An 18,382-nucleotide genomic window follows, 5' to 3' on the forward strand; every position below is an offset into this window, starting at 1 on the left:
ATGCGTGACATTCAACTGGTTTTAGAGCGTTGGGGCGGATGGGCTGCAAGCGAAGGCACTCAGGTCAGCTGGAATCCAACCAGCCCCATGTTTATTACACTGCTGCCAAAGAGCACCAGTAGCCGTCCTTCGTGCTGTGACAATGACGGCATGATTATTGATACCGCTGTTGGGATGCTTAAAAAGGTTGGTCGCCTGGATGAGCTGGATTTAATTATGGCGCACTACCGTTGTGACGTTTCCAAATCAACAATTGCCCGCTGGCTTAAATGCTCAGAGGGTAAAGTGCGCCAAAAGCTGATGATCGCTGAGACGTTTATTGATGCCTGCATACTGATGACAGATGCCCGGCTTGAGATGGATGAAGCCACTCAGAAAACTATTTTTCAAAAAACTGCTTAATCTGCTTTTCGTTACGAATTTCTCTATGTAATCTGTTAAGAGTGGTAACAACGCATAGCCTCTTAAATTAGAAACCTCGCCAACTGGCGGGGTTTTTTCATTTCCACACAATACCAAAGGCACTGAGCGCAGACGGGTTAACCGCTCTGTCCAGGACTGCAAACCTGTAGCGCCTTTCATATTGTGATATTCACAGCAAGATTAACCCTGTTGCCGACGGGCAAAGAAACTATCGCGGAATGCGTCAGGGATTTATGATGAATGGATTTACGTAAGAATACGTTTTTAACTTGTTAAAAAGTAATGACTTAACCTTAAATTCTATACTTTGGTATAGCTTGAATTGCACTTAAGGTTAGTTGTTCTGGTTGGGGCAAAGCATTAGTTTTGCTGAATGATTCCTTGATGGCTCTTAAGTGAAGATTCGAGGCTCTGTCTAGAAAAAAAGTCCCCAACTTCACCATCCTGCGAAGATATCTGAAGTTGGAGATGCTAAGTAGCGAACACAGGGAAAATCCAATACCAACATATCGGATTGGTTAGATAAAATAAACAGTTTGGAAACACTTAAGCTCACATATGTGAGCTTTTTTTGTGTCCGATCAAAATCCAAGAGGTCGCCATCGCGCGGCCTTTTTTCGTTTTTGCGCTCGCCAATCAGCAACCACTTACCCTTTGACGCCGTGGCGATGCGCAATCTTTTCCTCAACTACAAGCCGCCATCATTCCGGTGGCGGGAACTAAGCGCATGCCTCCAGAAAAAGACCCGGGCTTTTGGGCCACAGTGCTGCTGTGGCTGTACGCCCACAAAACAGAATGGGGATATGCCGGGGTAGCAGGCATGTTTTCACTATTACGCAGTGCCTATGCAAAAAGCCCGTGGAGTAAGCGGGTTCTCGACGCTGTTTCCTGTAGTGCGCTGGCCTTCTTCGCTGCGCCAACACTTCAGGTAGTCGGCGCTCTATTCAACTGGAACATCCCTGACGCTGCCGCACAGGTTTTCGCGGTGTACATCGGGTATGTCGGCAATGACTACATCAGCGCCAGACTGCGCGGGTGGATAGACAGAAAATCAGGGGAACCTAATGACGGACAGCAATAATTCACGCGGCATACGCAATAACAATCCAGGTAATATCCGCTGGGGCGACGAGTGGAAAGGTCTGGTGCCTGAAGGCCAGCGCACAGATAAATCATTCTGTCAGTTCAAAGCGCCAGAATTTGGCATCAGAGCGATGATAATCATTCTTCGCAACTACCAGAGCAAATACGGCCTTAAAACTATTACGGGCATCATCAAGCGCTGGGCACCGCCGAACGAGAATGACACACAGGCTTATATCCGCAGCGTGGCGCAGGCTACAGGTACTTATGCTGATAAGCCTATCGATCTGACGGACAGCCGTAAGCTGTTCCCGCTTTTGCAGGCAATCATAAAGCACGAGAACGGCTCGCAGCCATACGAATACGATGTATTTATTCGGGCGCTCGATCTCGTCTGACAGCAGGAGGTCGTATGGCCGCTTTCCAGTTCATCAAAAACTATTCACACATCTTCGTCATCGGGCTTATCTGCCTGGCACTCTGGATGCTGAACGCCCGCAGCTCACAGCTTGAGGCAACCAATCAGCGCCTTGAGAAGCTGGCGAACAGCAAAGACGAGCAGATTAACGACCTGCGATCAAAGAATGACGGCCTCGCTACCAGCGTTAACGAGCTTGTTACAGCCGTTAAGCATCAGAATGAAGTAATGGGGCAGGTCACCGAACAACGCGCCGTAACAGCCCAGCAGAACCGGAAACTACAGAATGAAATCAAGCAATATCTTGCAGCGGATAAGTGCGCTGTTGCTCCTGTTCCCGCTGATGCTGCTGACAGGTTGCGGAGTGCAGCAAAAGCCGCAAGTGGAGTACCGGACAATCAGCCAGCCAAAGGTACCACTCCCCGCTGACCTGACAAGCCCTATTGAAGCACCACTCCCGATTGAACGAATGTCTTTTGGAGACAGCGTAAGTCTCAACGCAGAGTTATATGGAGTTATTGGCCGTTGCAACATTGACAGAGCTGCGATAGCAAGGATTGAGGCTTCTCGTTAAGCAGATAAAGTCGCGCGCTTGTTTGTGTTCATTCAATGGCAAATTAGGCAGTAAAAATGTTATGCTCCCGAATCATCAAAGCATCGGGGGCGCCTAGTGTCTGCTATAAGTCACATAAAGAATCCGTTGACCATAATCGGGATTTTCGCAGGTATAGTTGAGATTTCGGCTAACGTAGTATTGCCATTACTTGATGCAGCTAATCAGACAACCTATTTATGGTTTTTGATGTTATTCCCTACAGGATTAGTTGTCATCTTTTTTGCAATATTGAACTGGAATCATGGGGTCCTTTATGCACCAAGCGACTATCAAGATGAAGGAAACTTCGTCCAAATTCATGATAACCAAAAGTTTAGCGTGCGAGACAATCAGTTTGTCGGCATTAGCTCGATAAAAGTGGAATCTTCGGAGTAAAAGTTATGGAGTTCAGAAACTGTTCATTTAACTCTGAGAGAGTTGAGTTAGATGGGAATTCTTATACAAACGTAAGGTTCACTAATTGCAAAATGGTTTTTAAAGCTTCGAGTCCAGATCCTTTGTCACTAGTAGGCTGTGGTTTCGATGGCTGCACTTGGCACTTCGAAGGTGCTGCAGGTAATACCATTAATTTCATAAATACATTAGCTCAAGGGATGGGGCCTGGCTATGGTAGAAAATTTTTGAAAAGTTTATTTAAAAATAACTTTTGATTCTGTTTTAAAAATCTTATTTTCTATATTGACCACCTCCGGGTGGTTTTTTTATGGGTAAAACATGCAAGTTTACATAGATGATATTCTTTATGAGCCTGCAATAAATCTGCCGTCTAATATCGGTGTAGCTATCAGCACTCACAACCGCCATGACGTTTTATCCCGCGCCCTTGAGCAACAGCTTAAGTTCCTTCCTGCTGGCGCGCTGGTGGTTGTGATTGATGACGGGTCAAACGTTCCGGTAACTGTTCCATCTGGAGTCAGGGTTATTCGTCGTGACGTGTCACGCGGCATAGTGGCATCAAAGAACGCCAGTCTTCAGGCGCTGATTGATGCGGGATGTGAGCATCTTTTCCTGTGGGATGATGATGCATGGCCCACTGCTGGTGGATGGGAGCAGCCTTACATCGATTCACCCGAACCGCATCTGGCTTATCAGTTTCAGGACTTTGCCACGGGGCAAAAGCTAAATGACATAGCCGTGTTGTACCGTGACGAAAAGCACGTTGCCTACACAGGCCAGCGCGGCGTGATGCTTTACTACCATCGCAGTGTGATTGAAAAGGTTGGTGGCTTTGACCCCATCTATCAGCGCGGCATGTACGAGCACTCAGATTTAGCATTACGCATTCACAATGCCGGGCTCACGTCATGGGCCTTCGCTGATGTAGTCGGTTCGGAGAAACTTATTTACTCGCTTGATGAGCATCAGGCCGTTGAGCGTTCTGTACCAAAGCCAGACCGTGAAGCACAGGTTAAGCGCAATGTGACAATTCATAATGAGCGCCGTAACAGTAGCTACACTGGATATGCTGATTACCGCGATAAGCGCAATGTGGTTATCACCACGTTACTGACCAGCCAGCCTGACCCCCAGCGCGGCAATAAGATAACACCAACACCTGACCTGCTGGCTAAGTGGGCGGCATCGCTGAGTGGTTGTGGCCGCATCGTCCTGGCTGATGAACTTGATACTGTTCCGGCTGACACAGAGTTATTTCGTGTGCCTGATGTGAAGATGAATGTCTACTTCCGGCGCTGGCTGCATATCTGGCAGCACTTGCGCGATCACCCTGAATATCACTTTGTCTGGTGTACCGATGGTACTGATGTGGAAATGCTTCAGCAGCCGTGGCAGGAAATGGAAGAGGGCAAGATTTACGTTGGCTCTGAACCCAAGACTTATGCCGACAACTGGGCTAAGCAGAATCATCCCGAAGCTATCTGTCAGGCCTTTATTGATAAGCATCGCAACGATGTGATGTTAAACGCTGGCCTGCTGGGAGGTTCCCGCGCTGATGTGATGGCAATAGCGCATGGCATTATCCGGCTGTATTACCACATCGAATCGTTGAGGTTTTGGGGCAAAGAGCAGTCAGCATCGTCCGTTGGCGACATGATCGCTTTCGGCATAGTCGCTCATCGTTACCGTGACCGTCTGGTTACAGGCCCGCGTATCCATACCGTGTTCAAATCTGACGGGCTTGGTAAGGAGTTTGCCTGGTGGAAGCATAAGTAAGGTTGAATGTGCCTATGAGAATCTTTTCAGCGGTCATGCATAAGAACAGCTTTTATCTTCATGCTAATACTCAGCAAGAGTTTTGGGTAAAGCTAAGTTCACGGTTAGGGTGGGGCAAGTTTGAATTAATTCGTCCCTCTGAGCAATTTAGCCCTATTGGAGGGCTGTTTGAATTAGTTGAAGTGCGCGCGGCAGATTCTGAACCCCCTGACTTATTAGCTGTAGGGTCAAATGTTTTATGGAGTCTGCCGGAAGCTCTCGAAGTTTTGAAATCAATCCCTTCTTCTGATCTTCAGGCATATTTGCAACGCGAATAATATCTTCAAGTGCAACGATAGTATCGTTGTGTAACCGGACTGTTTGAACTTTGAGGATTGCACTCAAGCCTCCATCATCAAGAAGGAAATCAATGCCTTTTTCAGTAATGCTGCAAGCGTCTGAGTTAAAAATGTATATTATTCCACTACCTAAAGGGTGGCTTTTTAAAAAAGGCGAGCGAACCAAATCGTGCATTTCAAGATAAAGCATGCATGCTACGAAATGCTCATAGTTGTCGAATTTATCCTTAAGATCTCGCTCCTGGTTCTTGTCAAGTGTACCAGGTGCACAGTCTATAAGCGCGTTGAGGATTTCTAACTGCAAGGCTCTATCGTATTTCCTTGATTTGTCCACTGAATTAACTCCTCTGATTTTATTAAAAGACTAACCTGAAATAGTCCTGCGTAACATCCTGACAAATGAACAGTAGCTGCCATTGTGGGGATTTTTTAATTGGAGTTTCTTTGATGACCGAAGAGATAAGGTTTTTAGTGGTCGGCCATCACTCGCGCCGGCATCAGGCTGAACAACTGGCATGGTCGCTGCGTGCTCACCTGCTGATTGATGAGGACCGGCATGGCGCGAACTGGAATCATCGTCGCGCTATCGAATGGACCAGCCAGCAGGATTGCCGGGTAGTTATACTGGAAGACGATGCGCTGCTGGTAGGTGGCTTCACCGAAAAGTTAGCAGCCTGGCTTGACCGATTCCCTGATGATTTGCTGTCTTTCTATTTAGGTACCGGCAGGCCACCACAGTATCAGCTTGAGGTTGCCACAAAGCTTATTGAAAGCGACCAGCGCCAGACAGACTACATCCTCATGAGCAGGCTGATACACGGCGTCTGTTACAGTATACCGCAACATCGTATCAGTGATGTGCTTACAAGGTGGGATAGCGCAAAGCCAGCAGACTACGCCGTTGGTGATGCCTATGGCGGCGACGTTATCTATCCATGCTATTCACTTGTTGACCATGCAGACTCGGACACCGTTGAGCAGCACCCGGACAATGAGCAACGCACACAGCGCCGCAGGGCGTGGAGGCTTGATGCCAACACTGATACCAAGAGCATGCAGAAAGCACGGCTGCGCCAAGACCACAACTGACCGTTCAGGTTACTGTGAAGCTCACCGCAATCATGGTTGGGAGCAACATCAGCAGGGACAGAGCAGGCATGAGCGCGGCTACGGCAGCAAATGGGATGTGATAAGAGCCCGCATCCTGCAGCGTGATCGGCATCTCTGCCAAAACTGCCTTAGAATCGGAAGGCCAACAGCAGCCAAGACCGTTGACCATATCGTACCCAAAGCACATGGGGGTACCGATGATGACACCAACCTTGAGGCCCTGTGCTGGCCCTGCCACCGCAGCAAAACTGCAAAAGAAAGGTTGAAGTGAGAATCAATATCATCAAAGTGATTTCAAATGTAACTATCTCAGATCAAATGATAGTCATTATCGTTTGTCAGGGGGAGGGCGGGTCGAAAGTTCAGCCCTCTCGCCTTTAAGGACCGCCGCCTAACCTTTTTCCGCATCGCCGCAGGTTAGAAAACTTTTTTATGGGTTCCCCCAAGCATCGATTGATAGGAGTTTTCGATTATGCCAGGACCGCCGAAAACCCCTACCCATCTGCAATTGGTGAGGGGTAACCCTTCAAAACGGGCCGTCAACAAGAACGAGCCTAAACCGCCCTCTGGGGTACCCACAACTCCGAAGCATTTCAGCAAGCAGGAAAAGTACTGGTTCAAGCGGCTGGGTGACGAACTCGACTGCATGGGCGTAATTACCAAGCTGGATGGCATGGCGCTGGAACTTCTGATCGGGGCTTATATTGAATGGCGCACACATCGTGATTATCTCGATGAAGAAGGCGAGACGTACACCACCAAAACACAGACGGGCGACACGCTGATAAAAGCTCACCCCCGCGTTGCCATGATGGCTGATGCGTGGAAACGGCTCAGGGGCATGATGTCGGAATTCGGTATGACACCCGCATCACGCAGCAAAGTGAATACGGGCGGTACCGGAGAGGTTGACCCGTTCGACGAATTTCTTAAAGCGAGAGAATAATGGCAAAGGTCAGTGACGGAATACGCTACGCCGAAAGGGTTGTGGCGGGGGAAATTGTTGCCGGAAAATACGTAAAGCAGGCCTGCACCCGGTTCCTCAATGACCTGAAAGACGGTGAGCAGCGCAATATCTTTTTCAGTGAGAGCCGTGCGCAGCATATTCTCAACTTTTATAAATTTGTGCCTCACGTCAAAGGCGATCTGGCTGGTAAGCCCATTGACCTGATGGACTGGCACATCTTTATTCTGATAAATATTTTTGGCTTCGTAATTCCATTAATCAACGAACAGACGGGAAAGCCGGTTATTAACGAAAAAAACCGGCCGGTTATGGTCAGGCGTTACCGTACAGCTTACAACGAGGTAGCGCGTAAAAATGCCAAATCGACAGTTTCTTCCGGCATTGGGCTTTATATGGCAGGTGCTGATGGCGAAGGTGGCGCAGAGGTTTATTCTGCGGCCACGACGCGCGACCAGGCCCGAATCGTGTTTAACGATGCAGTTAACATGATCAAGCAGTCAAAAGCCGCCCTGGGCAGGTTGATGGAATTTAACAAGATGGCGATTTTTCAGGAGCGCACAGCGTCCAAATTTGAGCCACTTTCCAGCGATGCCAACAATCTCGACGGCCTGAATATTCACTGCGCAATCGTGGATGAGCTTCACGCACACCGCACCCGTGCGGTATGGGATGTGCTTGAAACGGCAACCGGCGCACGCTCACAGCCACTTTTGTTTGCCATCACGACAGCCGGATTTAATAAAGAGGGAATCTGTTACGACACCCGCGACTACGCCACCAAGGTGCTTAACGGTATCGTTGAGGATGATTCTTTCTTTGCCATCATTTATACGCTGGATGAAGAAGACGATCCCTTTGATGAGTCGGTATGGCAGAAGGCCAACCCGGGTCTGGGGGTGTGCAAACGCTGGGACGATATGCGTCGCCTGGCAAAAAAAGCCAGAGAGCAGGTTTCTGCACGAAATAACTTTCTGACAAAGCACCTCAATATATGGGTCACGGCTGAATCCGCGTGGATTGACATGATGAAGTGGGAGGCCTGCCCGCCACTGGCTCCTGAGCATGAGCTTAAAACCTACCCGCTTTGGGTGGGTGTTGACCTTGCCAACAAGATTGATATCTGTGCCGCAGTGAAAATCTGGCGTGCGCCAGGCGGTCACGTTCATGCCGACTTTAAATTCTGGCTTCCTGAAGGGCGGCTGGAGCGTTGTTCACGTCAGATGGCAGAGCTTTACCGGGACTGGAGCGAAACCGGTGCACTGACGTTAACCGATGGTGACGTTGTGGATCACGCCGTCATCAAAGAAGACCTGATTGCCTGGCTAAGCGGCGAAAATCTTCGTGAGGTAGGTTTTGACCCATGGGGAGCCGTTCAGTTCAGCCTCGCGATGCGTGATGAAGGAGTGCCGATGGTTGAGGTCGCACAGACGGTAAAAAACCTGTCAGAAGCGATGAAAGAAACCGAGGCCATGACCTTTGCCGGAAAAATTCATCATGACAATCACCCGGTTATGAACTGGATGATGAGTAACGTCACCGTAAAGCCTGACAGAAACGAGAATATTTTCCCTAACAAGTCCACGCCGGAGGCGAAGATAGACGGTCCGGTAGCCATGTTTACGGGACTTAGCCGCCTCATACTCAACGGTGGGGAAGACAAACCCGACTTAACGGGATTCTTTGATAACCCGATCATGGTAGGTTTCTGATGAAAAAAAACAGGCATCCGGGGCGCGTTAAAAGTGCGCTCCTGAACTGGCTGGGTGTGCCCATCAGCCTGACTACCGGCACGTTCTGGGAGGAATGGTGGGGTAAAAGCAGCAGCGGAAAAACGGTGTCCGCTGATAAAGCAATGCGCCTGTCAGCAGTCTGGGCATGCACCCGCCTGCTAAGCGAGTCAGTTTCCACACTTCCGCTTAAGGTTTATCAGCGTCAGCCTGACGGATCGCGCGTTCTGGCTCTGGATAACCCCGTATATCAGGTGTTGTGCCGCCGCCCAAACCTTGAAATGACACCATCGCGATTCATGCTGTCAGTCGTTGCGTCGATATGTTTGCGCGGCAACGCTTTCATTGAGAAAAAGATGATTGGTAAAAAACTGGTGTCGCTGGTGCCGCTTCTTCCGCAGAACATGGTGGTTAAGCGCCTGGACAACGGGAGTCTTCAGTACACCTACACCGAAGTAAAGACGCAGCGCGAAATACCGGTTCAGAACATGATGCATATCCGTGGGTTTGGCCTGGACGGCGTTTGCGGGCTGATGCCAATGATGACCGGCCGGGATGTGATCGGCGCAGCGATGTCGGTAGAAGAAGCGGCAGCAAAAATATTTGAAAACGGATTGCAGAGTTCCGGCTTCCTTTCTTCAGATGCCGCCCTGGACGAAAAACAGCGTGAAAGGCTTAGAGGTTATTTAGAGCGATTCATCGGTTCGAAAAACGCCGGAAAGGTGATGGTGCTTGAAGCCGGAATGAAATATCAGGGCGTAACCATCAATCCTGAAGCTGCTCAGATGCTGGAGTCGCGCTCTTTCAGTATAGAAGAAATCTGTCGATGGTTCCGCGTGCCACCTTTCATGGTCGGGCATACCACCAAGCAGAGTAGTTGGGCTTCAAGCGTTGAGGGGATGAACCTGCTGTTCCTGACCAACACGCTTCGCCCGCTGTTGGTCAATATTGAGCAGGAGATATCACGCTGTCTGCTCGACGGCAGCGACGATGTGTTTGCTGAATTCTCTGTTGAAGGGTTGCTCCGGGCAGACACGGCAGGCCGCTCGGCGTACTACACCACCGCACTACAGAACGGCTGGATGTCGCGTAACGATGTGCGCCGTCTGGAAAATCTTCCACCGATTGAGGGTGGCGATATCTACACCGTGCAGCTTAACCTCACGCCGCTGGATCAGTTACGTGAAAACAATGCTGGTGTTCAGGCCAGTAACCTGATGAAGCTACACGCTTTCCTCTTCCCGGATATTCCACCGGAACAATCACCGCTTAAAAAAGCGGCTTAGGAGAACCCCCAGATGACGATTAAAACGCTTCCGGTTGCACCGGAGGGGCGTCCTTTTGCACGTCAGAATACAGAGCTTCCCACAGCAGCCTTTGAACGGTGGGACGGTGGCATTCGTGCAGCGGGCCAGTCTGGTGATAACACGATCTCCATTCTGGACACCATTGGCGAGGACTGGTTTGGCGATGGCGTTACGGCCAGCCGGATTTCCGGTGCGCTGAGAAGCATTGGTGGCGGTGATGTGACGGTTAACATCAACTCTCCAGGCGGTGACATGTGGGAAGGGCTGGCTATCTATAACCTACTTGTCGCCTATGAAGGCAAGGTCACTGTCAAGGTGCTGGGCATTGCGGCCTCAGCGGCGTCAATAATCGCAATGGCTGGTGATGAGATTCAGATGGGGCGAGGTGCGTTCCTGATGATCCACAACTGCTGGACGATTGCAGCCGGAAACCGCAACGACTTTCGCGCTTATGCGGACTCGCTTGAGCCTTTTGATAAGGCAATGGCAGATATTTACGCCGCCCGCTCCGGGCTGAAGCTGAGCGAAGTACAAACCCTGATGGATAACGAATCCTTTATTTCCGGCAGCGATGCCATTGAGAAAGGTTTTGCTGATTCACTGCTGTCAGCCGATGAAATTACCAGCGACGACGAAAGCCCCGCCGCCGCGCTGAGAAAAATTGATGCTTTTCTGGCTAAGGGCGGGATGCCCCGCTCTGAGCGCCGGAAGCACCTCAAGGCTTTAGGTGGCAAGCCGGGCGCTGCCACCGAAGAGAACGACAAGCCGGGCGCTGTCGATGAAATCCACCCTGAAGCACTTAACTCACTCAAAAACGCGCTGGCTTCGCTCGGCGAATAAGGAAAAAGCATGTCTGATGTAAACGATCTGTTGACGAAAGTCTCAAACAAGCTGGAAAAAGTGTCTGCTGAATTCAGCCAGAAAGCCGAAAGTGCACTGAATGAAGCGAAAAACTCAGGTCAGCTTTCTACCGAAACCAAAGCTGCTGTGGATAAAATCGCACTTGAGCATAATGCGCTCAATGATGCGTTTAAAACCCTGAAATCTTCTGTAGGCGAACTGGAACAGCACGTAGCCAGTATGCCGCTTAACGCAGCTAAAGAAGTGATCCAGTCCGTGGGACAGCAGTTTGTATCTGCTGAGGCCATGAAGGATATTCGCTCCAGCCTGGAAGGCAGCAAGCGCATTTCGGTTCCGGTAAAAGCTGCGCTGACAACCGTTGACGTACCGGGCCAGATTGTGGCGCCACAGCGTCTGCCAGGTATCGATACCGCACCGAAACAGCGACTGTTCATCCGCGACCTGATTGCGCCGGGCCGCACGCAGTCCAACACCATTTATTACGTGAAACAGACCGGATTCACGAATAACGCTGCCGTAGTGCCGGAAAACACCACCAAGCCCTACAGCGATATCAAATTTGCTGAAGAAACTACGCCGGTTCGCACCATTGCGCATATGTTCAAGGCGTCAAAGCAGATTCTGGACGACTTTGCACAGCTTCAGTCAACTGTGGATGCCGAAATGCGCTACGGCCTTCAGTATGTCGAAGAACAGGAAATTCTGTTCGGTGACGGTACCGGCGCACACCTGAAAGGCATCATCCCGCAGGCGGTGACTTTCAAACAGGCCTTTGCCGTAAAAAAACAGACCAGCATCGACGTTCTGCGTCTTGCCATGCTTCAGGCGCAGCTTGCCCGCTTCCCGGCAACCGGTCACGTCCTGCACTTTACCGACTGGGCTGGCATTGAGCTGAGCAAAGACGATCTGGGCCGCTACATCCTGGCTAACCCGGCTCAGCTTACCTCGCCAACGTTGTGGGGTCTGCCAGTTGTGGCGACCGAGGCCGCGCAATTCCTGGGCAAGTTCCTGACAGGTGCCTTTAATGCAGGTGCGCAGCTCTTTGATCGTGAAGACGCGAACGTAGTGGTTTCCAGCGAAAACCAGGACGACTTTGAGAAAAACATGATCACCATCCGTTGCGAGGAGCGCCTTGCTCTGGCGGTGTATCGTCCTGAAGCGTTTGTCTGGGGTAGCCTGAGCGGTTCAGGTAGCTGATATCAACGCGGCCTCCGGGCCGCTTTTTAACGGATTCAGCCATGATTGTTTCTATCGATACCGTCAGGGAGCACTGCCGTATTGATGATGACGATACCAGCGAAGATTCGCTGCTGACCATCTATATCGGTGCTGCAAAACGTCACATTGAGCGGTGGACACGCCGTAATATTTACGAAACCAACGCCGATCCTGGCTTTTCCACCGACGAAAACGGCCTTCTTCTTGATGATGATATCCGGCTGGTGGTGCTGCTTCTTGTCGGTCACTGGTACGAAAACCGTGAGGCCAGCGTAACGGGTGTGTCGGTGTCAACGCTGCCTCTGGCAGTTGAATCACTGCTTCAGCCATACCGCATCTACGGTCTGTAGGGGGGATTATGCAGGCAGGCCGGTTAAGGGACCGCGTAACAATTCAGAACTTCACAACATCACGCTCACTGTCCGGGCAACCGCAGAAATTGTGGATTGATGTTGCAACGGTCAGGGCAGAGGTAAAGGGTATCAGCGGGCGGGAAATGATGACCGCCGATGCCGAAAGGGCAGAATCCACTATCAGGGTCTGGATGCGCTATCGCAGCGATATCACAGCAGCATCAAGGATTTTATGTCTGACGGGGCCATTTAAAGGAAAGGTCCTGAACGTTTCTGGTCCACCAATCCCAGACAGCAAGGGTGTCAGGCTGGAAATTTTGTGTAAGCAGGGGGTTGAACCATGATCGACACGCGACTCGACTTTTCCGGCCTTATTGACCTGTCAGATGACCTGAATACGCTCAGTAAAGCCGAAAATCGTAAAGTTCTTCGTGACGCGACACGCGCCGCCGCTATGGTGGTCCGTGACGAAGCCAAAAAACGCGCCCCACGCAAAACCGGCCGGCTGGCCCGTAATATCGTTGTGGCCACGCTCCGGGAGCGCGATGGCGGTATTGCTTCCGGTGTACATGTGCGCGGCACTAACCCGGTTACGGGTAAAAGTGACGGTAAAATGAAAACGGGCGACCGCAATAATGCTTATTACTGGCGCTTTCTGGAGCTGGGCACGTCAAAGATGCCGCCTGTGCCTTTTCTGCGCCCGGCCTATGACGCCCGGCAGGAAGAGGCGGCGAAAGCGGCCTTTGAGGTGGCGAACCGGTCAATCGATAAGGTGCTGGCAAAATGACAGAGGCAGACGTTTACCCGCTGCTGGCTGGTATAGCAGGTGGCAGGGTTTATCCCTACGTTGTGCCACTCAATCCGCAGGGCCAACCGGCAGTCACCGCGCCGTGGGTGGTGTTTTCCATCATTACTGAAGTCTCAGCGGATGTGCTGTGCGGTCCGGCAGAGAAAACCGCCTCGCTTCAGGTGGATGTTTACGCCAGCAGTATCGATGAGGCCAGGCTGATTCGTGAAGAGGTCCGCAGTGCGCTTGAGCCGCTCGGTTACAGCGACATGAGCGACTCTAACGGCTACGAGCCGGACACGGCACTTTACCGCGCCATGCTCGACGTGCGCATTATCAACTGATCCACACCAAATCACCACGCCACCTTCGGGTGGCTTTTTTATTTTGGAGAAAAGCATGTCCAGTAAGTATGAAAAAACGAAGGGGATGACCTTTGGCGTGTCATCTGGCCCGGTTACGGTTGCCAATCCTGACAATGTTCAGTGGCTTGAAGCCGCCTGTGCGACCAAGGAAATTACCTACACGGGCGGTCAGAAGTCAGACATTGACGTGACCACGCTCTGCTCGACCGAGCAGGAGCAGACTAACGGCCTGGCTGCACCGGCTGAAATGTCCATTTCCCGTAACTGGGTTGGCGATGAAGAGGCGCAGATGTCACTCCAGACCGCCTATGAAAATGACGAACTCCGCGCCCTGCGGATTCTGTTCCCGTCCGGTAACGGCTTTTACGTACTGGTTGAGGTCCGTCAGAGTTCCTGGACGGCGGGCACATCGGCGGTGGTCAGTGCGACCTATTCCCTGCGTGTGAAAGGCAAGCCGGTTCCGATCAAGGCCAGTCAGCCCGGTTCTTAATTTCCACTGATGCGCCTGCGGGCGCTTTTCATCTTTTATATATGGCATCGACGCCAGCAGGAATTATGAAATGTCCAAAACAGCACAGAACAAAGCATCACCGGCTTCACTTCGCGCTCTGGCGCTTGCTCCATCGTCCGGTTTCCGTACTGCCAGCGTCACCGTGCCAGAATGGCAGGGTGTGCGTGTAAACATCCGCGAACCCTCGTCACAGGCGTGGCTTGAGTGGGAATCCGTCATTCGCCCTGCTCTTAAAGAAGGCGAAGAAGAAGACGCGCTGACTCCGGCGCAGATCGCACACCGCAACATCAAAGCCGATGTGATGCTGTTTATTGACGTGGTCCTGGATGAAGACATGATGCCGGTATTCCTGCCTGAAGACCGTGAGCAGGTTCAGGGCATTTACGGGCCCGTTCATGCCCGCCTTCTGAAGCAGGCCCTTCAGCTCAGCACGTCACAGGCAGACGCAGAAGCAAAGTAAAATCGCCCGGCATGTTCTTCCTGATGACGCTTGCGCTCCGTCTGGGGCGCACGCTGCACGAACTCAAGACCTCACTGACGGCCTCCGAACTCAGAATGTGGATCGAGTTTGACCGCATCAGCCCGATTGGTGACAGGCGCGGCGATATTCAGGCGGCGCAGGTTGCCGCTGCTACGCTCAACGCTCAGGGCGGTAAGTTCAGTATTGACGATCTTCTGCTCAGTTGGGGCCAGAGCGAAAAACAGCAGGAAGAATCTGACGGGCTGGAAAACTTCCTCGGCGAACTCAGCGCGTAACCGGACATAAAGGGTAAAAAATGGCTACGCTCCGCGAACTCATTATCAAAATTTCTGCAAACTCATCCTCGTTTCAGTCTGAGATTTCCCGCGCCTCACGTATGGGTGCCGATTATTACAAGACGATGGAGCAGGGCGGGCGCAGGGCAGCGGCGGCCTCGCGTGAATCACAGCGGGCGCTGACAGAACTTAATTCACAGCTTGCTTCAGTGCGGGCCACCGCAACCGGCATGGCGGGGGCGTTTGCGGGTGCGTTTGCAACCGGCCAGCTTATCCATTACGCCGATACCTGGAATCAGCTCAGCGGTCGCCTTAAGCTGGCCTCTACCTCTACAGAGGATTTTACCAGCGCACAGAAAACGCTGATGGACGTCAGCCAGCGTACCGGCACGTCTTTTGAGGCCAACGCCAACCTTTACAGCCGTATCGCGTCATCACTGCGTGATGCGGGCTATGCGTCACAGGACGTGGCGAAAGTCACCGAAACCGTAGCCACCTCGCTCAAGCTTTCCGGTGCCAGTACGGAGGAAGCCAGTTCCGTTATTACCCAACTCAGTCAGGCGCTGGGTTCCGGCGTCCTTCGCGGCGAAGAGTTTAACGCCATCATGGAAAACGGCGGCAGGCTGGCAAAGCTGCTGGCTACCGGGCTGAACACCACGATTGGCGGTCTGCGCAACATGGCGAATAACGGCCAGTTGACGACCGACAAGCTTATTCCGATCCTGACCAACGTCGAACTGTTGCGCAAAGAGTTTGATACGCTGCCTGCTTCCGTCAGCGGTTCGGCTCAGAAGGTCGAAAACGCCTTCATGGCGTGGGTGGGCGGCACCAACGAGACAACCGGCGCGTCAGCCGCGCTGGCGCATACCCTTGACGGTCTGGCGGGCAACATCAATAACGTGGCAACCGCCGCAGGCGTGCTGGTGGCCGTAGGCGTCGCCCGCTATTTTGGCGGCGTGACGTCCGGTGTTGCCAGTGCTACGGCAGCGCTGCTTGAAAACCGCAGAAACCAGATAGCGCTTGCCGATGCACAGGCGGTTGCCGCCGTCCAGGCTCAGCGTAAAGCGCTGGCGAACGCCGAAGCCGCCCGCTCTGATTACAACCTTGCCCTGGCTGAATCGAACGTAGCCAAAAACACCAACGCCTCCGCAATCGCCACGCAGAACCTGACGCAAAAGCGCAGTGCGATGATTGCGGCCAACGCGAATCTGGTCCTTTCAAACCGCGCCGTCACTACATCACAGGAATCGCTTAACGCGGCCACGTCGGCAGTGGGCCTGATGAAAACGGCGGGTGCAGGTCTGCTGTCTCTGGTTGGCGGCATTCCGGGGCTGGTGCTGCTCGGTGCCGGTGCCTGGTACACGATGTATCAGAATCAGGAGCAGGCCAGAAAGTCCGCGCAGGAATACGGCAGCACGATTGATGAGGTCAGAAAAAAGGCACAGTCGCTGGCGCTGCCACAGGTCGATGAAAACCGTGGCAAAACCATTGAAGCGCTGAACGAGCAGAACCGCCTGATTGATGAGCAGAAAGCCAAGGTTGCCGAAGTTAAGCAGCAGATGGCAGACCTCAGCAGCGCGCGGGGCAGTACCGGACTCAGCAGCGAAAATGAGGCCAATATCACCCGTGCAATGGCGATCCTCACGGGCAATCTCAGGGTAGAGGAGGAGCGGCTTTATCAGCTTCGTGGCCGTTCGGCAGATATTCAGCAGGCGCTGGAAGCGATTGAGCGCCGCCGTAATGATCTGATACGTGAACAGGCATGGCGGCAGAATGCCGCTTACCAGTCGCTGGTGAGCATGAACGGCGAGAATACCGAGTTTAACCGCCTGCTTTCGCTGGGTAACCAGCTTCTGGCCTCACGTAACGGCCTGGTCAGGTCACCAATGGCGGTGCCGCAGGCCGCAGTGAGTGCGCCGGATCAGCAGACACTTCAGCAGAAGCAACAGGCCGCTGAGCTGGCCGGACTAACCGGCCTGGCGAAAGTCAGGAAACAGGCTCAGTTTGACCTGGAAAAAATGGGGCGTACTGGCGTTGAGAATGCCAAGTACTCCATGCAGTACGTCAAGGCGCTGGAGGATGAGTACAACAATACGCAGAAAGTATCAGCAGCCAAAAAAGCTGACACTTCCGCGACCAACGCAAAAAACAAGGCAGAGCGTGAAGCGGCCACAACCGCTGAACAGTACAGCCGGAAAATTGCCGATCTGAGCGTAGCCATTGAGGTGCAGAAGGTCAGGGCAACACAGGGGGAAAAAGCCTCAGAGCTTTATGCTGCTTCTCATCAGGCAGGTACCAAATGGACAGAAGAGCAGCGTAAAAGCATTCGTGACAATGCGACAGAGCTTGAGCGCTGGACGCAGAAGGCCGATGCAAACGTCAAAAAGCAGAATGAGCAGGCTGAAGCGTTAAAGGATTTAACGCAGGCCGCCAGAAAGCTTCGTGACGAAGCGACGCTCACGACTGAAACCCGCGGGCTGAGCGATCGTCAGCGTTCCCGTTTTGATGAAACCCAGCAGATTAACCGGGTTTTCGACAAGACCGACAAGGGGAAACAGGCGGTTGCCGCTCAGAAAGCCGCACTGGATGAGCTGGACGCCAAATATAAAGCCATCGCGGCATCTGATGCAGACTGGCGCTCAGGTATCAGTAAAGGCTACGAAAACTGGCTTGAGAGCGTCAGTAATGTGTCCGGTACGGTTTCTCAGGGCATCACCAGTACCATGAGCAGTGCGCTTGATAACATGTCTTCCATGCTGGTTGGCAGTAAAGCCGACTGGAAGTCATGGGGCCTGTCTGTGCTTCAGATGATATCGAAGGTCGCGCTTCAGATTGCGATTGTCAATGCAGTCGGCAGCAGCGGTTCGTCACTGGGCAGTATTCTGGGCTCGGTGGCGGGCAGCTTCGGCGGCGTGTCGGCTGGCTCAGCAGGGGCAGCATCTACCGGGGCTATGGGGCTTGCAACCAGTTATAACGGCTATGACGGTGGCGGATTTACCGGATGGGGTGGAAAACATGAGCCTGCTGGCGTGGTGCATAAAGGCGAGTTCGTGTTTACCAAAGAAGCTACTGAACGCATTGGCGTTTCCAACCTTTACTCCATGATGAAAGGCTACGCCGATGGCGGCGTGGTGGGTGATGGCACACCTGCATTCTCATCAGGCGTTGATCGCGCAGGCGGTAATGGCGGCGGTATTGTTGTAAATGCATCGGTGAGTGTCGTCCAGGGCGAGGCTTCGGGTGATGCATCAGCCAGCGGTACCCTGAGTGCGGCGAAACAGCTTAAAGGCATCGTTGAAACCACGCTGACTGAACGAATCAAAAAAGAAATATCACCGGGTGGTCTGCTCTACAGGCCCGCTTAAGGGGA

The 18,382-nt window shown here is 52.3% G+C and carries 22 protein-coding genes; 21 read left to right on the top strand and 1 reads right to left on the bottom strand.

The window, feature by feature from the left end:
• From NYE92_RS22340 to NYE92_RS22365, 6 genes are all read left to right on the top strand, one after another.
• Entirely contained in the window at window positions 1-402 is a 402-nt protein-coding gene (locus NYE92_RS22340) for an antiterminator Q family protein (protein ID WP_259019446.1), read from the top strand.
• Window positions 403-1,150: 748 nt separating this feature from the next.
• Entirely contained in the window at window positions 1,151-1,504 is a 354-nt protein-coding gene (locus NYE92_RS22345) for a phage holin, lambda family (RefSeq protein ID WP_210456362.1), read from the top strand.
• Complete coding sequence (locus NYE92_RS22350) at window positions 1,488-1,904, top strand: structural protein (RefSeq protein WP_259019447.1); 417 nt, start codon at window positions 1,488-1,490, stop codon at window positions 1,902-1,904. The genes NYE92_RS22345 and NYE92_RS22350 overlap by 17 nt, the downstream gene beginning before the upstream one ends.
• Before the next feature lie 14 nt (window positions 1,905-1,918).
• Window positions 1,919-2,353 carry an Rz lytic protein gene (locus tag NYE92_RS22355; protein ID WP_259019448.1) on the top strand — a complete coding sequence of 145 codons (435 nt, stop codon included), beginning with the start codon at window positions 1,919-1,921 and terminating at the stop codon, window positions 2,351-2,353.
• 241 nt (window positions 2,354-2,594) lie between these two features.
• On the top strand, window positions 2,595-2,915 hold the full coding sequence (locus NYE92_RS22360; protein ID WP_259019449.1) for a hypothetical protein: 321 nt from the start codon (window positions 2,595-2,597) through the stop codon (window positions 2,913-2,915).
• A 339-nt stretch (window positions 2,916-3,254) separates the two neighbouring features.
• Window positions 3,255-4,712 (top strand): glycosyltransferase family 2 protein, encoded by a 1,458-nt coding sequence (locus tag NYE92_RS22365; RefSeq protein ID WP_259019450.1) that lies wholly within the window; start codon window positions 3,255-3,257, stop codon window positions 4,710-4,712.
• A 153-nt stretch (window positions 4,713-4,865) separates the two neighbouring features.
• On the opposite strand, the gene NYE92_RS22370 is transcribed toward NYE92_RS22365, so the two are convergent.
• Window positions 4,866-5,384 (bottom strand): hypothetical protein, encoded by a 519-nt coding sequence (locus NYE92_RS22370; protein ID WP_259019451.1) that lies wholly within the window; start codon window positions 5,382-5,384, stop codon window positions 4,866-4,868.
• A gap of 113 nt (window positions 5,385-5,497) precedes the next feature.
• Here NYE92_RS22370 and NYE92_RS22375 point away from each other — a divergent pair, with 113 nt between their 5' ends.
• From NYE92_RS22375 to NYE92_RS22445, 15 genes are all read left to right on the top strand, one after another.
• Entirely contained in the window at window positions 5,498-6,139 is a 642-nt protein-coding gene (locus NYE92_RS22375) for a hypothetical protein (RefSeq protein WP_259019452.1), read from the top strand.
• Window positions 6,081-6,431, top strand: a complete 351-nt coding sequence (locus tag NYE92_RS22380) for an HNH endonuclease (RefSeq protein WP_259019453.1) — start codon at window positions 6,081-6,083, stop codon at window positions 6,429-6,431. Before NYE92_RS22375 ends, NYE92_RS22380 begins: the two co-directional genes overlap by 59 nt.
• Window positions 6,432-6,632: 201 nt before the next feature.
• The gene (locus tag NYE92_RS22385; RefSeq protein ID WP_096012288.1) at window positions 6,633-7,106 is read left to right on the top strand and encodes a phage terminase small subunit P27 family; all 474 of its coding nucleotides are present in this window, start codon (window positions 6,633-6,635) and stop codon (window positions 7,104-7,106) included.
• Window positions 7,106-8,836 (top strand): terminase large subunit, encoded by a 1,731-nt coding sequence (locus tag NYE92_RS22390; protein WP_164482270.1) that lies wholly within the window; start codon window positions 7,106-7,108, stop codon window positions 8,834-8,836. Before NYE92_RS22385 ends, NYE92_RS22390 begins: the two co-directional genes overlap by 1 nt.
• Window positions 8,836-10,140, top strand: a complete 1,305-nt coding sequence (locus NYE92_RS22395) for a phage portal protein (RefSeq protein ID WP_259019454.1) — start codon at window positions 8,836-8,838, stop codon at window positions 10,138-10,140. The genes NYE92_RS22390 and NYE92_RS22395 overlap by 1 nt, the downstream gene beginning before the upstream one ends.
• Window positions 10,141-10,152: 12 nt before the next feature.
• Window positions 10,153-11,001: a head maturation protease, ClpP-related gene (locus NYE92_RS22400; RefSeq protein WP_259019455.1), complete on the top strand. Its 849-nt coding sequence runs from the start codon at window positions 10,153-10,155 to the stop codon at window positions 10,999-11,001.
• Between the two features lie 9 nt (window positions 11,002-11,010).
• On the top strand, window positions 11,011-12,219 hold the full coding sequence (locus tag NYE92_RS22405) for a phage major capsid protein (RefSeq protein ID WP_096012292.1): 1,209 nt from the start codon (window positions 11,011-11,013) through the stop codon (window positions 12,217-12,219).
• Between the two features lie 41 nt (window positions 12,220-12,260).
• Window positions 12,261-12,590 (top strand): head-tail connector protein, encoded by a 330-nt coding sequence (locus tag NYE92_RS22410; protein WP_259019456.1) that lies wholly within the window; start codon window positions 12,261-12,263, stop codon window positions 12,588-12,590.
• Window positions 12,591-12,598: 8 nt separating this feature from the next.
• Window positions 12,599-12,937, top strand: a complete 339-nt coding sequence (locus NYE92_RS22415) for a phage head closure protein (protein ID WP_096012294.1) — start codon at window positions 12,599-12,601, stop codon at window positions 12,935-12,937.
• The gene (locus NYE92_RS22420) at window positions 12,934-13,380 is read left to right on the top strand and encodes an HK97-gp10 family putative phage morphogenesis protein (protein WP_259019457.1); all 447 of its coding nucleotides are present in this window, start codon (window positions 12,934-12,936) and stop codon (window positions 13,378-13,380) included. The genes NYE92_RS22415 and NYE92_RS22420 overlap by 4 nt, the downstream gene beginning before the upstream one ends.
• The gene (locus NYE92_RS22425) at window positions 13,377-13,724 is read left to right on the top strand and encodes a DUF3168 domain-containing protein (RefSeq protein ID WP_259019458.1); all 348 of its coding nucleotides are present in this window, start codon (window positions 13,377-13,379) and stop codon (window positions 13,722-13,724) included. Before NYE92_RS22420 ends, NYE92_RS22425 begins: the two co-directional genes overlap by 4 nt.
• A 55-nt stretch (window positions 13,725-13,779) precedes the next feature.
• Entirely contained in the window at window positions 13,780-14,235 is a 456-nt protein-coding gene (locus NYE92_RS22430) for a phage tail tube protein (protein ID WP_064352390.1), read from the top strand.
• Between the two features lie 70 nt (window positions 14,236-14,305).
• Window positions 14,306-14,716, top strand: a complete 411-nt coding sequence (locus NYE92_RS22435; RefSeq protein ID WP_082999227.1) for a phage tail assembly chaperone — start codon at window positions 14,306-14,308, stop codon at window positions 14,714-14,716.
• Between the two features lie 23 nt (window positions 14,717-14,739).
• Entirely contained in the window at window positions 14,740-15,012 is a 273-nt protein-coding gene (locus tag NYE92_RS22440; RefSeq protein WP_259019459.1) for a DUF4035 domain-containing protein, read from the top strand.
• A gap of 20 nt (window positions 15,013-15,032) precedes the next feature.
• Entirely contained in the window at window positions 15,033-18,377 is a 3,345-nt protein-coding gene (locus NYE92_RS22445) for a phage tail tape measure protein (RefSeq protein WP_259019460.1), read from the top strand.
• The last annotated feature ends 5 nt before the right edge of the window (window positions 18,378-18,382 follow it).

The sequence above is a fragment of the Pantoea sp. B566 genome (assembly GCF_024793925.1).
Classification (GTDB): domain Bacteria; phylum Pseudomonadota; class Gammaproteobacteria; order Enterobacterales; family Enterobacteriaceae; genus Pantoea; species Pantoea ananatis.

Bases quoted from the DNA above. Each gene is read 5' to 3' on its own strand.
- NYE92_RS22340 (WP_259019446.1), top strand. From the start codon at position 1: ATGCGTGACATTCAACTGGTTTTAGAGCGTTGGGGCGGATGGGCTGCA.
- NYE92_RS22345 (WP_210456362.1), top strand. From the start codon at position 1,151: ATGCCTCCAGAAAAAGACCCGGGCTTTTGGGCCACAGTGCTGCTGTGG.
- NYE92_RS22350 (WP_259019447.1), top strand. From the start codon at position 1,488: ATGACGGACAGCAATAATTCACGCGGCATACGCAATAACAATCCAGGT.
- NYE92_RS22355 (WP_259019448.1), top strand. From the start codon at position 1,919: ATGGCCGCTTTCCAGTTCATCAAAAACTATTCACACATCTTCGTCATC.
- NYE92_RS22365 (WP_259019450.1), top strand. From the start codon at position 3,255: ATGCAAGTTTACATAGATGATATTCTTTATGAGCCTGCAATAAATCTG.
- NYE92_RS22375 (WP_259019452.1), top strand. From the start codon at position 5,498: ATGACCGAAGAGATAAGGTTTTTAGTGGTCGGCCATCACTCGCGCCGG.
- NYE92_RS22380 (WP_259019453.1), top strand. From the start codon at position 6,081: ATGCCAACACTGATACCAAGAGCATGCAGAAAGCACGGCTGCGCCAAG.
- NYE92_RS22385 (WP_096012288.1), top strand. From the start codon at position 6,633: ATGCCAGGACCGCCGAAAACCCCTACCCATCTGCAATTGGTGAGGGGT.
- NYE92_RS22390 (WP_164482270.1), top strand. From the start codon at position 7,106: ATGGCAAAGGTCAGTGACGGAATACGCTACGCCGAAAGGGTTGTGGCG.
- NYE92_RS22395 (WP_259019454.1), top strand. From the start codon at position 8,836: ATGAAAAAAAACAGGCATCCGGGGCGCGTTAAAAGTGCGCTCCTGAAC.
- NYE92_RS22400 (WP_259019455.1), top strand. From the start codon at position 10,153: ATGACGATTAAAACGCTTCCGGTTGCACCGGAGGGGCGTCCTTTTGCA.
- NYE92_RS22405 (WP_096012292.1), top strand. From the start codon at position 11,011: ATGTCTGATGTAAACGATCTGTTGACGAAAGTCTCAAACAAGCTGGAA.
- NYE92_RS22410 (WP_259019456.1), top strand. From the start codon at position 12,261: ATGATTGTTTCTATCGATACCGTCAGGGAGCACTGCCGTATTGATGAT.
- NYE92_RS22415 (WP_096012294.1), top strand. From the start codon at position 12,599: ATGCAGGCAGGCCGGTTAAGGGACCGCGTAACAATTCAGAACTTCACA.
- NYE92_RS22420 (WP_259019457.1), top strand. From the start codon at position 12,934: ATGATCGACACGCGACTCGACTTTTCCGGCCTTATTGACCTGTCAGAT.
- NYE92_RS22425 (WP_259019458.1), top strand. From the start codon at position 13,377: ATGACAGAGGCAGACGTTTACCCGCTGCTGGCTGGTATAGCAGGTGGC.
- NYE92_RS22430 (WP_064352390.1), top strand. From the start codon at position 13,780: ATGTCCAGTAAGTATGAAAAAACGAAGGGGATGACCTTTGGCGTGTCA.
- NYE92_RS22435 (WP_082999227.1), top strand. From the start codon at position 14,306: ATGTCCAAAACAGCACAGAACAAAGCATCACCGGCTTCACTTCGCGCT.
- NYE92_RS22440 (WP_259019459.1), top strand. From the start codon at position 14,740: ATGACGCTTGCGCTCCGTCTGGGGCGCACGCTGCACGAACTCAAGACC.
- NYE92_RS22445 (WP_259019460.1), top strand. From the start codon at position 15,033: ATGGCTACGCTCCGCGAACTCATTATCAAAATTTCTGCAAACTCATCC.